Here is a 14,023-nt window from a genome sequence, read left to right on the forward strand (position 1 = left end):
GCCGAAGGCGCGGCAAGGCCGCTTGGACACCCACCAGAACCGACGAGTTATTGACGATTCCCAGGCGGGTCACACAACTCTTCGCTCAAATCGTCAGCTTGCCGGCACCGCCATCCCCAACCGTTTCACGACGGGTCGTTCCGGTCGCGTTGGGCTTTACTCAATATTCGGAATGCCGTATGAACGAGAGAGGGGCGCAATGACATGACCAGAACACGCTCAAACCCCGCACGTGTTCCTGCCGCGCACTGGATCACGCGGCCGGCCAGTGCGGTGCTCATCCCGGTTCTGCTGATGCTCGGCGGTTTGCCAGCACTGGCAAACGATGCCCAGACCCGGTCCCTGGGCATCCAGCCCTTTCTCAGCCCCCCAGCCCTCTTCGAGCGATACGCACCGTTGCGCGACTGGCTGAGCGAGCAGCTCGAGGTTCCGGTTCGAATCGAATCTGCGCGAACCCGTGACGTCTTCCACCAAAGACTCGCTGCCGAACGCTACGACCTGGTGTTCACCTCGCCGCATGTGGTGCCATTCCTTGAAACGGAGACGCGCTACCAGGCGATAGCGGCCACCCGGGACCGGCTGGCGATTCTGATTGCGGTGCTACCCGAAACGCCATTCGACAGTGTCGAGGACCTGGCGAATGCACGCATTGCCGCACCCTTCGAGGAAAGCCTGGCATCGGCCTACCTGGATCACGCCCTCTCCAGGCAACTATGGACAGACGGAGCATCCCGGCCGATCATCCAGCACCACCACCATCACAGCGCCGCCGTAACCACCTTCGTGCGCGGCGAAACAGAGGCCCTGGTTCTGGTCACGGATGGTGACCTGGTGGAATCTCTCACCCGTCTGGGTGCTACGACCATGCTGATGTCACTCGGGGATGGGACTCTCGTGCGTGTCATCGAGGCATCACCCACTTTCCCCGGCATGACGCTTTTGGCACGCAACGCCGTCGTCGCGGAAGCCGGTGATTTGACCCGCTCGCTCATCAGCCTTGAAGACACCGCCCAGGGGCAGCACCTCCTGCGCGCGATACGCCACCGAGGTTTCGTTGCCGTTCAGGACACCGACTTCCTGCCTTTTCGCCAGGAGGCGTTCGAAAATGCATTCGATTCGTTCGAACCCAAGGAGGAATGAGGTGGGCTCCAGGAGCCTGTGTGGCGACGTTGCCACGATGGGCATCTACGGAACAGTCCCGTAGAATATGCGCGACAATTTCGGCTTTTGACCAATCATCTCTACTGGCAAGCCCCCGACTCGGAACCCTTCCATGAACCGCTCCGGCCTGGCTCCAACCAGCTTCGGCCCCAGCCTTCTGGTGGCGCCGCGAACACGCGAGCCAAGCCCCGCATGCGCCTGAATTTCGCCTGGCAGATCATCATTGGCACCGTCGCGATCCAAGTCGCGATGGTCGCAGTACTGATGTTCAGTGGCATCTCCCAGGTGCAGCAGAACCAGTCGCAGATGCTGGAGCGCTTTGCCGAGCAGCAGGGGCGCCTCCTGTCCAGCGCGCTGACTCCGGGGCTGGCCTACGCCGATCCGGCGATGCTGCAGGACCTGCTGGACCTGGTCGCGGACGACTCCCACGTGCTCTACGCGGTAGTGCTCGATGCCCAGGACCAGCCCATGGCCTCCGTGGGCATCTCGCCGGAGGCAATCCCCGAATCCGGCGACCGCATTCGCACTGCCCCCGGACAGATCGAGATCCTCCGGGACATCGAACTGGCCGGACAACCCCTGGGCACCCTCGCGGTCGGGTACTCGACGGACGCCATCGATGCCCTGTCCGCCGACCTCCTGCAGCGCAACGTCCTGCTGGCCATGGGGGTTCTGGTACTGTCGATGGTCGCCGCGATTGTGTTCAGTCTGGTGATCACCCGCCGGCTACGCCTTTTGAATCAGGGCGCGAAGGCCCTGCAGGTCGGCCGCCTGGACCATCGCATCCCGATGCGCTCGAACGACGAATTCGGCGACCTCGCGCGCACCTTCAACGACGTCGCCGCCCATCTCGGTACAACCCAGACCACGCTGGAACAGCAAAACCAGCAACTCAACCGCTCGGTCGCGCGCCTGGAATCCATGCTGGGCGGGGCCAATGCCATCCTGTGGGAGGCCAACCCCGCCACTCACGAATGGGAGTTCGTCGCCGGCGACACCCGCCACCTGCTCGGCTTTCCCGCGCGCAATCTGGGCCGCGGCGAACTGCGGGCCCGCCACATCCATCCGAGCGACCTGCCGCGGGTCCAGAACGCCGCCCGCGAGAGCCGCAACCAGTCACGCACCGTGGACTACCGCTTCGCCCACCGCGACGGCCAGTGGATCTGGCTGCGCGACATCCTGTCCTGGGCCACGGACGGTGACGGCCGCGAGAGCCTGCGCGGACTGACCCTGGATATCACCGCCCATCGCCGCACCACCGATGCCCTGGCCGAAAGCGAGAATCGATACCGCGATGTCGTGGACCACATCTCCGAGGTCATCTTCCGGACCGATGCGGACGGACGCTGGACCCTCCTGAATCCCGCCTGGGAACACCTCACCGGCTTCAGCGTGGAGGAGACCCTGGGCCGCCCAATGTGCGACTTCGTGGCCCCGGAGGACACCGAGGATGCCCGCAGCTTCTGCGCCACCCTGCTGGAGGGCGGGTCCCACGCCCAGTCAGAGGAGATCCGCCTGCGCACCCGCGAAGGCGACATCCGCTGGGTCAGCGTCTATGCCAGTGCCCGGTTCAATGAGCGCGGCGAGGTCACGGCGACCTTCGGCACGATGACCGACATCTCCGACCGCAAGCAGGCCGAGGACGAGATCCGCCGTCTCGCCTTCTTCGACGGCCTGACCCATCTGCCCAACCGTACCCTGCTGCACGATCGACTGAGCCAGACGCTCGGGAACACCGAGCGCAGCCATTTGCACGGCGCGCTGCTGTTCATCGACCTCGACAACTTCAAGGACATCAACGACACCCTGGGGCATGCCGTGGGCGACGACCTGCTGCGGCAGGTCGCCGAGCGCATGCAGGACTCGGTCCGCGAGGCGGATACCCTGGCGCGCCTTGGGGGCGACGAGTTCGTGGTTATCCTCAACGACCTCCACCCCGACCCGGCGCGGGCCGCGACCCAGGCGGAAGCCGTGGGACGCAAACTGATCGACCTCCTGCGCGACCCCTTCGAGCTCGCCGGACAAAAACGCCATGTCACCCCGAGCATCGGCGCCACGCTGTTCAGCGGCCGCAGCCTGGGCGTGGAAGAGATCCTCAAGCAGGCGGACCTGGCGATGTATCGGGCGAAGAACGCCGGGCGCAACACCGTCCGCTTCTATGACCCCGACCTGCACCGCGCGGTCGAGGCCCGCTTCGAACTCGAGAGCGAGCTGCGCCATGCGCTCGATCAGGACCACTTCAGCGTGCACTACCAGCCGCAGGTGGATGCCTCCGGCGCGGTCATGGGCGCCGAGATCCTGCTGCGCTGGATGCACGAAACCCGTGGCGCGATCTCCCCCGCCGAGTTCATTCCGGTGGCCGAACAGACCGGCCTGATCGTCCCGATCGGACGCAAGGTCATGCGCGCGGCCTGCGAGCAACTGGCCGCCTGGCAGCACCAGCCGGCCTTCCGTGACCTGACGCTGTCGGTCAACGTCAGCGCCCGCCAGTTCCGCCACCGCCACTTCGTCCGCGACCTGGCGGCGATCCTGGACGAAACCGGCGCCCCCGGGGAACGCCTGAAACTGGAACTGACCGAAAGCATGTTGCTGGAGAACGTGGAAACGGTCATTGCCCACATCGAGGAACTGCGTACGCTCGGGATCGAATTCTCCCTGGACGACTTCGGCACCGGTTACTCGTCGCTGGCCTACCTCAAGCGCCTGCCCCTGGCCCAGCTGAAGATCGATCAGTCCTTCGTGCGCGATGTGCTGGATGACCCGAACGATGCCGCGATTGCCCAGATGGTGGTCAATCTGGCCCACACCCTGGATCTGGATGTGATCGCCGAAGGGGTGGAGAACGACGATCAGCGCGCCTTCCTGTTCGGCCTGGGCTGCCGTCATTTCCAGGGCTACTTGTACGGTCACCCCGACACCCTGGCCGTCCTGGAGGCGCTGGTCCTGCGCCAGGCGGGAAACCGCCAGCCGGCCGCCCACCGATAACAATTCGATTAAATCGAATTTTAAGGGGCGTTTTTCGGCATTTTCTTTCGTATAAATCGGATCTAGGCTGACGGATATTCGATTCCCGACAAACGGAGGCCCGTCGCCCATGAGCACCAAGATCCTGATCCTGTACTACTCCACCTGGGGCCACATCGAGCAGATGGCGGAGGCCGTGGCCCGGGGGGCCCGCGAAGTCCCGGATACCGAGGTCACGATCAAGCGTGTCCCCGAACTGATGCCGGACGAGGTGGCCCGCAACGCCGGCGCCAAGCTCGACCAGGCCGCACCCATCGCGAAGCCGGAGGAACTGGCGGACTACGACGCCATCATCATCGGCACCCCGACCCGTTTCGGCCGGATGGCCGCGCAGATGGCCAACTTCCTCGACCAGACCGGCGCCCTGTGGTTCGGTGACAAGCTGGTCGGCAAGGTCGGCAGCGTGTTCGGCTCCACGGCATCGCAACATGGCGGCCAGGAGACGACCCTGGTCTCCACCATCGTCAATCTGCTTCACTACGGCATGACCGTGGTTGGTTTACCCTACACCGAGAAGCGCATGCTCGACGTCAGCGAGGTCTGCGGCGGTACGCCCTACGGCGCCACCACGCTGGCGGCCGGGGACGGCTCGCGCCAGCCGAGCGAGAGCGAACTGGGCATGGCCGCCTCCCAGGGCCGGCACGTTGCGGAGGTCGCCCGCGCCCAGCGCCTTGGGCGCGAGGCCGGCTGACCGAACCGGTCCGCGACCCAGGGGCCCTCATCGTGATGCCCCCCGAACCCGACCCGGGGCAGATGCCCGGGTCTTAACGCGGGCCCGGCCCGCCCTGCTACAAGGAGAGTATCGACATGGACCACACCCTTGACGACAGCGGCAAGCTGATACTGCGACTGGCCCTCGGCATCATGATCCTGCTGCACGGGATCGCGAAGATCACCGGTGGCATCAGCGGCATCGAAGGCATGCTGGCCGACGCCGGACTCCCGACCATCCTGGCCTACGGCGTGTACGTCGGCGAGATCCTGGCCCCGATCCTGGTCATCCTCGGACTCTATGCACGCATCGGCGCCGTACTCATCGCGATCAACATGGTCTTTGCCATCGCTCTGGCGCATGCCCACGAGGTCTTCCAGCTCACCGGCCACGGCGGCTGGGCCCTGGAACTGCAGGGTATGTTCCTGTTCGCGGCCATCGCGCTGGCCCTGACCGGCCCCGGCCGTTTCGCGATCAACCGCCAATAACCCTAAAGGAGACGCTGATTGAATCGCGCGTCCGCGTTGGTGCCCCCTGTTTTCCGAGACAAGGCGCGTCGTGCAGCGGGTAGTGGTTCTACCCGCAAGTGGCGCAACGCAGGCTCGGGGAACAGGGGGCACCAACCCGACAAGTGATTGAAAGAGCGGGCTCGGCCGCCCGTTGTTGATCGAAAACGGGCGCGCGCACGGCGTTGCGGCTCCCTTGTGCAGAATGACTGCACGGCGGTCACCGCGCCTTGTTCGCACGCAAAAGCGACTCGAGCGCGGACGCGCGATTCAATCAGCGTCTCCTTAACGCCCCGGGGCGGCGCAACGCCGCCCCTTTCGGGTACCATGCGCGACCCTGTATCCCGCGCAGACCGTGTCCCATGAACCAGACCCAGACGCTGATCCTCGGCGCCCCCCAGATTCTCCCGGTCATCCCCCGCGACACCATCTTGCGGGATCACGCCCTGATCATCCGCGACGGCGTCATCCAGGCGATCGAGCCCACGGAGACCGCACGCGCCAGATACCCCGATGCGGAGTACCGCGACCATCCCGGGCACGCCCTGATTCCCGGCCTGGTCAATGCCCATACCCACTCGGGCATGAGCCTGCTGCGGGGCATCGGCAGCGACCACACCTTGATGGACTGGCTCAAGCGCTACATCTGGCCGGCCGAAGGCAAGCTGCTCTCGCCCGAGTTCGTGCGCGCCGGCACCCGCCTCTCGGTCGCGGAGATGCTGCGTGGCGGCACCACCTGTTTCAGCGACATGTACCTATTCGTGGAGGACGCGGCGCGAGTGGTCGACGAGACCGGTATCCGCGCCTCCTTGGGCCTGACCGTGTTCGATTTCCCCACCCCCTGGGCGAGCACGGCCGACGAGTACTTCCAGCGCGGCGCCGACGTGGTGACCGCCTGGGGCCGACACGAACGGATCGCCTTCAATGTGGCCCCGCACGCGCCCTATACCGTTGGCGATGCGAGCCTGGAGCGCGTGGCCGATCGCGCGCGCGAACTCGACGCCCCGATTCACATGCATGTCCACGAGACGGCCAGCGAGGTCGCCGACGCCGTCCGTGACCACGGCGAACGGCCCCTGGCGCGCCTCGCCCGACTCGGCATGCTGGACCAGCCCTTCATCGCCGTGCACATGACCCAGGTGGACGAATCCGACCTGGACCAGCTGCGCGACCGGCCGGTGTCCGTCGCCCACTGCCCGGAATCCAACCTGAAGCTGGCATCCGGGTTCTGCCCCGTCGCGCGTCTGCAGGAAGCCGGGATCACCGTCGGCCTGGGCACCGATGGCACCGCCTCCAACAACGATCTGGACATGATCGGCGAGATGCGCACCGCCGCCCTGCTGGCCAAGGCAGTCAGCGGCGACGCCGCGGCGCTGCCCGCCGCCTCGGCCCTGGAGATGGCGACCCTCGGCAGCGCCCGCGCCCTGGGGCTGGCCGACCGCATCGGCTCGCTGGAGCCCGGCAAGCAGGCGGACGTGGTCGCGGTGGACCTGCAGGCCCTGGAGCTGCAGCCGGCGCACGACCCCAGCGCGCAAATCGTGTATGCCGCCACGCGGGATGCCGTACGCGACGTCTACGTGGCCGGACGCCCGTTGCTGCGCGACCGGGAACTGCTTACGCTGAACGTGCAGGACCTCCGCGCCGAAGCCGATGACTGGCGCATCCGGGTGCTGGAAACCCAGCAGCCCACTGCCTGAGCGAGACCGACCCCATGAACCCCCAGTCCCATTCCGAACCGCAATCCCACTCCCGGGCGCACGCAAACGTCGATAGCGCCGAGATCCACAAGTTCACGCACCGGGCCCGCGAATGGTGGGACCCCAACGGCCCCTTCGCCACGCTGCATGCGATCAATCCGCTGCGCCTGGAGTGGATCGACGCCCAGGCCGACCTGACCGGCAAGAAGGTGCTGGACGTCGGCTGCGGTGCCGGCATCCTGTCCGAGGCGATGGCGGTGCGCGGCGCGCACGTCACCGCCCTGGACGCCGGTGCCGAACACCTGGAAGTTGCCCGCGAGCACGCCCACGAGGCCGGGCTGGAGATCCACTACCTGCATACCACCGCCGAGGCCCATGCCGAACACCACGCCGGCGACTACGACGTGGTCACCTGCCTGGAGATGCTGGAACACGTGCCCGACCCCGAAGCGGTCATCGATGCGCTCGTGAAGCTCGTGCGTCCCGGCGGCTGGCTGTTCCTGTCCACGATCAACCGCACGCCGCGGGCCTTCGCCGAGGCGATCGTCGGGGCCGAATACCTGCTGAACATGCTGCCCGCCGGCACCCACGAGTACGGCCGCTTCATCCGGCCCTCGGAACTGGGCGCCGCGCTGCGCCGCCATGGGTTCGAGGTCACCGCGATGACCGGGCTGACCTATTCGCCGCTCAGCGGTCGCTACCGCCTGGTGGGGCGCACCGACGTGAACTACCTCATGGCCGCCCGCCGGGGCGACGACACCACCGCATGACGCGTGATCTGGGTTCGCTCCTGTTCGACCTCGACGGGACGCTGCTGGATACCGCGCCGGACATGCATGCGGCGCTGGTCACCCTGATGGCCGAATACGACCGCGCGCCGCTCCCTTTCCAGGCGGTGCGCAACCATGTCTCCCACGGCTCGCAGGCCCTCGTCGCGCTCGCCTTCCCCGACGCTGATGTCGACTTCACGGAACATCTGAAGAAGCGCTACCTGGAGATCTACGCCCGCGACCTGTGCCAGGCCACCGCCCTGTTCCCCGGGCTCGCCGAGCTCCTGGACCGCTGCGAGGCCCGGGGCTGGTCCGTCGGCGTGGTCACCAACAAGCCGGGCTGGCTCACCGATCCACTGCTGGAGGCGCTCGGCCTGCGGGCACGCATGGCGGCCGTTGTCAGCGGCGATACCCTGCCCCAGCGCAAGCCTGACCCCGAACCCATGTGGCTGGCGGCGCGGCAAACCGGCCTGCCCCCGGAGCGCCACTGCTACTGGGGCGATGCCGAGCGCGACATCGCGGCCGGACGCGCCGCCGGCATGCCCACCCTGATCGCCAACTGGGGCTACATCGACGCGGACCAGCAGCCGGATCAATGGGGCGCCGACGGCGCCCTGGAGCAACCCGACGATTTCTGGGCCTGGTACAACGGCGCCCCCGCCCCGGAGCGCAGCCTTGCCGGCTGATCACGCCCGCCACCCCGCGGGGGCTGATGGTTGATGGAACCCCGGATCCGCCAGGCCTATCGCCACTGCCGTCAGCGTGCCACGGCGCACTACGAGAACTTCCCTGTGGCCTCCTGGTTGCTGCCCGGCCGCCTGCGCGACCCGGTGGCGGCGATCTACTGCTTTGCCCGCGACGCCGACGACCTGGCCGACGAGGACCCGCGCCCGGTCGAAGAACGCCGCCAGGCACTGCTGGCCATGCAGGAACGCGTGCAGGTCCTGGAGGACCCGGCCGCGGAACACGATCCCGAATGGATCGCCCTGGCGGATGCCCGCGCCCGTTTCCACCTGCCGGCGGCACCGTTCTCCGACCTGATCGATGCCTTCCTGCAGGACCTCGACCAGACGCGCTACGCGACCTTTGGCGAGGTGATGGACTACTGCCGGCGTTCGGCCAACCCGGTCGGGCGGCTGCTCCTACATCTGAACGGGAACCCGACCGAGGAAATGCTGGGCCATTCCGACGCCATCTGCTCGGCCCTGCAACTGATCAACTTCTACCAGGACCTGCAGCAGGACCTGGAGGAGAACAACCGCATCTACCTGCCGCAGGAGGAGATGGACCAGTACGGCGTCACCGAGGCCATGCTCGCGGCCGAAAAGACCACGTTCCAGCTACGCAATCTGATGCAGTTCCAGTACGCCCGCGCCGATCGCCTGCTACGGGCCGGCGCGCCCCTGGGCGGGATGCTGCGCGGGCGCATGGGGCTGGAAATCCGCGCCATCATCAATGGCGGCGCCCGCATCCTCTGGCGCCTGCGCCAGCAGGACGACGTCTTCGCCCGCCCGCGCCTGCGCACCCGCGATGCCTGGATCATCCTGAGCCACAGCCTGCGCCCGCGTCGGCGCCCCCGAGCCCGCTAAACCACCTTGCTGTACCGCGGCTGGCCTTCGGTCGCCAGATAGGCGTCGAATGCCATGGCCACATTGCGCAGGAGCAGGCGACCGCGCGGCAGCACATCCAGCCGGCCCTGTTCGATCCGCACCAAGCCGTCGTCCTGCATACCCTCGAGGCGCCCCAGCGCATCCGCGAAGACCTCGCCGAACACGATCCCGTGGCGCGCCTCGATCGCGGCAAAGTCGATCCGCGAGTGGCACATCAGCTCGCTGATCACGTCGCGCCGCAGGCGGTCGTCGGCACTCAGCTCCAGCCCCCGAAAGACCGGGAGGCGGCCCGCATCCATGCGGGCGTAGTAGGCATCCAGCTCGCGCAGGTTCTGGCTGTAGGTCGCGCCGACCTTCCCGATGGCCGTGGGACCCAGCGCCACGAGGTCGTACTCCGCACGGGTGGAATAGCCCTGGAAGTTGCGCTGCAGCGTCCCGGCTCTCTGTGCCTCGGCCAGCTCGTCGTCCGGCAAGGCAAAGTGATCCATCCCGATGTAGACGTAGCCCGCCGCGGTCAGCCGCTCGATGGTCGTCTCCAGGATCGCGAGCTTCTCGGCCGCATCAGGCAGGTCCGCCTCGCGGATCTGGCGCTGCGTCTTGAACATCTGCGGCAGGTGGGCGTAGTTGTAGATCGCCAGGCGTTCGGGGCGCAGTTCGAGGGCACGTTCCAGGGTGCGGGTGTAGGTCTCCACCGTCTGCAGCGGAAGCCCGTAGATCAGGTCGAAGTTGGTGGACTCGAACCCATGGGCCCGGGCCTGCTCGACGGCGCGCGCGGTGACCTCGAAGGGCTGGATGCGGTTGACCGCCCGCTGCACATCCGGATCGAAGTCCTGCACCCCGAGGCTGATGCGGTTGAACCCCAGTTCGCCCAGCAGCGGTATCGTCCCGGGTCGCACCGCGCGCGGGTCGATCTCGATGGAGAATTCGCGCGCGGCACTGTCGTCGAGGCGGAAGTGGCGCCCGAGCAACGCCATCACCGATCGCAGGTCCTCGTCCCCGAGATAGGTCGGCGTTCCCCCGCCGAAGTGCAACTGCCCCACCGTGCGCTCCGCGTCAAACAGCTCGCCCTGCAGCGCGGCCTCGCGTTCCAGATACGCGAGATAGCGCTGCGCCCGCTGGTAGTTGCCGGTAATGACCTTGTTGCAGGCGCAATAGAAACAGACCGTGTCGCAGAACGGGACATGCACGTAAAGCGACAGCGGACGCGCCGGGTCCGCCCCGTTCGTGGCCTGCGCCGCCTCGGCATACGCGCGGTCGTTGAAACCCTCGTGGAACTGGGGTGCCGTGGGATACGACGTGTAGCGAGGTCCGCTCACGTCATAGCGACGCAGGATCTCCGGATCAAATACCAGGCGCTGCTCCATCGGGTCCCCCTCGAGCGTGTACCGCCCATTTTAGGCATCGGATCATCACAGGCTACGACCACGGCCCGGTAGCGGGCTTGATACAGGTCAACAATCCGCCTTCGGGGGCAATCTCCCGCCTCGCGCACTGCCTGTGCTAGCCTTCCCGTCCCTGTTCGACACCCGCCACGCGAGAGCGCATGTCCCCCGACGAGTATTGCGAGGAGAAGGCCGCACAGAGCGGCTCCAGCTTCTACTACGCCTTTCGTTTTCTGGAGCCCGACCGGCGCCGCGCCATCACGGCGCTGTACGCCTTCTGCCGGGAAGTGGACGACATCGTCGACGAGGTCCGCGAGGAGAGCGTCGCCCGGACCAAGCTGGACTGGTGGCGCCAGGAGATCGAACGCCTGTTCGCGGGCGAACCCCGTCACCCCATCTCCCAGGCACTGCAGCCCCACATCGCCGCCTTCGACCTGGGCCGCGAATATTTCGACGAGATCATCGACGGCATGCAGATGGATCTCGACTACGACAGCTACCCGGATTTCACCACCCTGTCGCTGTACTGCTATCGCGCCGCCAGCGTGGTCGGCATCCTCTCCGCCCACATCTTCGGCTACAGCGACCGGCGCACGCTGAAGTACGCCCACGACCTCGGCATGGCCCTGCAGCTCACCAACATCCTGCGCGACGTCCACGAGGACGCCATGCGCGGCCGCGTCTATATCCCGCTCGACGAGCTGCGCAAGCACGAGGTCAAACCCGAGGAGTTCCAAGTCAACATCACCGATGACCGTCATCGCGCCCTGTTCGCGGAACAGGCCGAACGGGCGCGGCGCTACTACGACAGTGCCGAGGAACACCTCCCCGCTGCCGACCGCTATCCCCAGCGCCCGGGCCTGATCATGGCGGCGATCTACCGCACTCTGCTGGACGAGATCGAGGACGACGGCTTCCGTGTTCTGGAACACCGCGTACGCCTGACCCCGATCCGCAAGCTGTGGATCGCCTGGCGCACCGCCCGACGCCTGAAGCGCGAGCATCGCCGCCGCGCGGCCTGACGCCATGGCCTCCAGCCCTCCCGCGCACCCTGTCGCCGTGGTCGGCGCGGGCTGGGCCGGCCTGACCGCAGCCCTCGCCCTGGCGCGCGCCGGACACCCCGTACACCTGATCGAGGCCGGCAGGATCCCCGGCGGGCGCGCCCGCAGCCTGGAGCTGGACCACACCCCACTGGACAACGGCCAGCACATCCTCGTGGGGGCCTGCCAGCAGACCCTGGAACAGATCCGCGCGGTCGGTATCGACCCCGACTCGGCCTTTCACGCCGTCCCGTTCGGGCTGCGGATGTTCGACCCCGACCGCCGGCCAGCATCCCCGGCCTTCGCGCTCGAACCCCGCTCGCCCCGGCTGCCGGCCCTGGCCTCGGCCCTCTATCGTTCCCTTCCCGGCCACGCCACCGGCATCCGGCTGCGCGCCCTGATCGGCGCGGCGGCCCTGCTGCACCGTCCCCTGCGACACGACCTGCCGGTACTCGACTGGCTGCGGCGCCGCCACCAGCCGGAAGCCCTGATCGAGCGGCTGTGGGACCCCCTGTGCCTGGCGGTGATGAACACTCCGACCCGCCTGGCCTCCGCGCGGATCTTCCAGAACGTGCTGCGACGGGCCCTGAATCACGGGCCGGAGGCCGCCCGCCTGCTGATCCCTGCGCGGCCCCTGGGCGAGGTGTTCCCCGACGCCGCCATCCGCGAGCTTCGGGCCCGGGGTGCGCGCGTGGACCTTGGCCGCCGCATCACGATGATCCAGCGCGACGCGACACGCCCGGATGCCCCTTATCGACTGCACGATCGCCAGGGCGACACCAGCAACGCCCGCGCGCTGATCCTGGCCACCACGCCCACCGCCACCGCCAGCCTGTTGCCAGCGGACGCTCGATGGGGCGCCACGCATCAGGGGCTCAAGGCCATGGGCGCACGCAGCATCTGCACCGTCTACCTGCGCTACCCGCGGCCGCTGACGGACCGGCCCCCTCTCCAGGGGCTGCTCGGCCAGCATGGCCAGTGGCTGATCCCCCGGCACGTCGCGGGCGCCCCGCACTGGCTGGCTGTCGTGATCTCGGCCGCCGACGACCTCGAACCGTTGACGGCGGATGCCCGATGGCGCACCGTCGCCCGCTCGCTGGCACGGACCTTTCCCGAGCTGGGGGAGCCCGCAGCCGGTCACTGCGTCTGCGAACGCCGCGCGACGGTGGACGCCCGGGTCGATCTGGATCGGCACCGTCCACCGCCCCGCACGCCCTGGCCCGACTGCTACCTGTCAGGGGATTACCTGACCCACGCACTGCCGTCGACGCTCGAAGCGGCCATACAATCTGGACTAGAATCGGCGCACCTGTTCCTGGAGGACCATCCTTGACCGACCTCGATATCCCTCGCCTCCTCGCCTACCGTCCCGAACCGGGCGCCTTTGACCAGCGCGTGATCCTCGTCACCGGCGCCGCCGACGGCATCGGCCGGGCAGTCGCCGAGGCCTGCGCCGCCGCCGGCGCCACGGTGGTCCTGCTGGACAAGGACCTGAAGGGCCTGGAGGCGGTCTACGACCGGATCGAACAGGCCGGCCAGCCCCAGCCCGCGATCTACCCTCTGAATCTCGAGGGGGCTACGGTCAAGGATTACGGCGACCTGGCGGAGAACATCCGTGACTCGCTGGGTCGCCTCGACGGCCTGGTGCTGAACGCCGGCTGGGCCGGGGCCCTGATGCCGATGAAGAACTACGACCCGGAGCTGTGGTTCAAGGTCATCAACAGCAACCTGCACGGCCCGTTCTTCCTGACCCAGGCTGTGCTGCCCCTGCTGGAGGCCAGCCCGACCGGAAGCCTGGTGGTCTCCACCCAGAACGCGCGCAAGGCCTTCTGGGGGGCCTTCGGGATGGCCAAGGCAGCGCAGGACGCCCTGATCGACATCCTGTCCCACGAACATCGCAACGAGCCGCGCTTCATCCACGTCAATGGCGTGGACACCGGCCCCGTGCGCACCCGTTTCCGGGCCGGCCACTATCCGGGTGAGAACGCGGAACTGCTGCCCGAGCCCGAGGCGGTGGTGGGCCCCTACCTGTACTTTCTGGACCCCGGCGACCGCACCACTACCGGCCTGAACCTTAGCCTGGAAGGCCAGGTACCGCCGCCCGACGCGTCGGCCTGAGCC

At 67.5% G+C, this 14,023-nt stretch carries 12 protein-coding genes; 11 read left to right on the forward strand and 1 reads right to left on the reverse strand.

Going from position 1 to position 14,023, the window contains the following annotated elements:
* The first annotated feature begins 273 nt into the window (after positions 1-273).
* The 8 genes from C996_RS0108345 (at position 274) to hpnC (ending at position 9,459) form a co-directional block, all read left to right on the forward strand.
* Entirely contained in the window at positions 274-1,140 is an 867-nt protein-coding gene (locus C996_RS0108345) for a PhnD/SsuA/transferrin family substrate-binding protein (RefSeq protein WP_018867001.1), read from the forward strand.
* A gap of 213 nt (positions 1,141-1,353) precedes the next feature.
* Entirely contained in the window at positions 1,354-4,146 is a 2,793-nt protein-coding gene (locus C996_RS0108350) for an EAL domain-containing protein (protein WP_018867002.1), read from the forward strand.
* 109 nt (positions 4,147-4,255) lie between these two features.
* Positions 4,256-4,876 carry an NAD(P)H:quinone oxidoreductase gene (gene wrbA, locus C996_RS0108355; RefSeq protein WP_018867003.1) on the forward strand — a complete coding sequence of 207 codons (621 nt, stop codon included), beginning with the start codon at positions 4,256-4,258 and terminating at the stop codon, positions 4,874-4,876.
* Between the two features lie 116 nt (positions 4,877-4,992).
* Entirely contained in the window at positions 4,993-5,385 is a 393-nt protein-coding gene (locus tag C996_RS0108360) for a DoxX family protein (protein WP_018867004.1), read from the forward strand.
* A gap of 380 nt (positions 5,386-5,765) precedes the next feature.
* Entirely contained in the window at positions 5,766-7,100 is a 1,335-nt protein-coding gene (locus C996_RS0108365) for a TRZ/ATZ family hydrolase (protein WP_018867005.1), read from the forward strand.
* A 14-nt stretch (positions 7,101-7,114) separates the two neighbouring features.
* Complete coding sequence (ubiG, locus tag C996_RS0108370; RefSeq protein WP_018867006.1) at positions 7,115-7,870, forward strand: bifunctional 2-polyprenyl-6-hydroxyphenol methylase/3-demethylubiquinol 3-O-methyltransferase UbiG; 756 nt, start codon at positions 7,115-7,117, stop codon at positions 7,868-7,870.
* Positions 7,867-8,556: an HAD family hydrolase gene (locus C996_RS0108375; protein WP_018867007.1), complete on the forward strand. Its 690-nt coding sequence runs from the start codon at positions 7,867-7,869 to the stop codon at positions 8,554-8,556. The genes ubiG and C996_RS0108375 overlap by 4 nt, the downstream gene beginning before the upstream one ends.
* A 33-nt stretch (positions 8,557-8,589) precedes the next feature.
* Positions 8,590-9,459, forward strand: a complete 870-nt coding sequence (hpnC, locus tag C996_RS0108380; RefSeq protein WP_018867008.1) for a squalene synthase HpnC — start codon at positions 8,590-8,592, stop codon at positions 9,457-9,459.
* Here the strand turns inward: hpnC and hemN are convergent.
* A complete protein-coding gene (gene hemN, locus C996_RS0108385; protein WP_018867009.1) occupies positions 9,456-10,844 on the reverse strand; it encodes an oxygen-independent coproporphyrinogen III oxidase in 1,389 nt (462 codons plus the stop codon). The genes hpnC and hemN overlap by 4 nt on opposite strands.
* A gap of 179 nt (positions 10,845-11,023) precedes the next feature.
* Between hemN and hpnD the strand changes: the two genes are divergently transcribed.
* The 3 genes from hpnD to C996_RS0108400 are packed head-to-tail and all read left to right on the forward strand — an operon-like array spanning position 11,024 to position 14,020.
* On the forward strand, positions 11,024-11,884 hold the full coding sequence (gene hpnD / locus C996_RS0108390) for a presqualene diphosphate synthase HpnD (protein WP_018867010.1): 861 nt from the start codon (positions 11,024-11,026) through the stop codon (positions 11,882-11,884).
* A gap of 4 nt (positions 11,885-11,888) precedes the next feature.
* Positions 11,889-13,235, forward strand: a complete 1,347-nt coding sequence (hpnE, locus tag C996_RS0108395; RefSeq protein ID WP_018867011.1) for a hydroxysqualene dehydroxylase HpnE — start codon at positions 11,889-11,891, stop codon at positions 13,233-13,235.
* Positions 13,232-14,020, forward strand: coding sequence for an SDR family NAD(P)-dependent oxidoreductase (locus C996_RS0108400; RefSeq protein WP_018867012.1), 789 nt, complete (start codon positions 13,232-13,234; stop codon positions 14,018-14,020). Before hpnE ends, C996_RS0108400 begins: the two co-directional genes overlap by 4 nt.
* Positions 14,021-14,023: the final 3 nt, after the last annotated feature.

It is taken from the genome of Thioalkalivibrio sp. ALE25 (assembly GCF_000377285.1).
Taxonomy (GTDB): Bacteria; Pseudomonadota; Gammaproteobacteria; order Ectothiorhodospirales; family Ectothiorhodospiraceae; genus Thioalkalivibrio.

Excerpts from the sequence above, each read along its gene's own strand:
- C996_RS0108350 (WP_018867002.1), top strand. The coding sequence starts at position 1,354 with ATGCGCCTGAATTTCGCCTGGCAGATCATCATTGGCACCGTCGCGATC.
- wrbA (WP_018867003.1), top strand. The coding sequence starts at position 4,256 with ATGAGCACCAAGATCCTGATCCTGTACTACTCCACCTGGGGCCACATC.
- C996_RS0108360 (WP_018867004.1), top strand. The coding sequence starts at position 4,993 with ATGGACCACACCCTTGACGACAGCGGCAAGCTGATACTGCGACTGGCC.
- C996_RS0108365 (WP_018867005.1), top strand. The coding sequence starts at position 5,766 with ATGAACCAGACCCAGACGCTGATCCTCGGCGCCCCCCAGATTCTCCCG.
- ubiG (WP_018867006.1), top strand. The coding sequence starts at position 7,115 with ATGAACCCCCAGTCCCATTCCGAACCGCAATCCCACTCCCGGGCGCAC.
- C996_RS0108375 (WP_018867007.1), top strand. The coding sequence starts at position 7,867 with ATGACGCGTGATCTGGGTTCGCTCCTGTTCGACCTCGACGGGACGCTG.
- hpnC (WP_018867008.1), top strand. The coding sequence starts at position 8,590 with ATGGAACCCCGGATCCGCCAGGCCTATCGCCACTGCCGTCAGCGTGCC.
- hemN (WP_018867009.1), bottom strand. The coding sequence starts at position 10,844 with ATGGAGCAGCGCCTGGTATTTGATCCGGAGATCCTGCGTCGCTATGAC.
- hpnD (WP_018867010.1), top strand. The coding sequence starts at position 11,024 with ATGTCCCCCGACGAGTATTGCGAGGAGAAGGCCGCACAGAGCGGCTCC.
- hpnE (WP_018867011.1), top strand. The coding sequence starts at position 11,889 with ATGGCCTCCAGCCCTCCCGCGCACCCTGTCGCCGTGGTCGGCGCGGGC.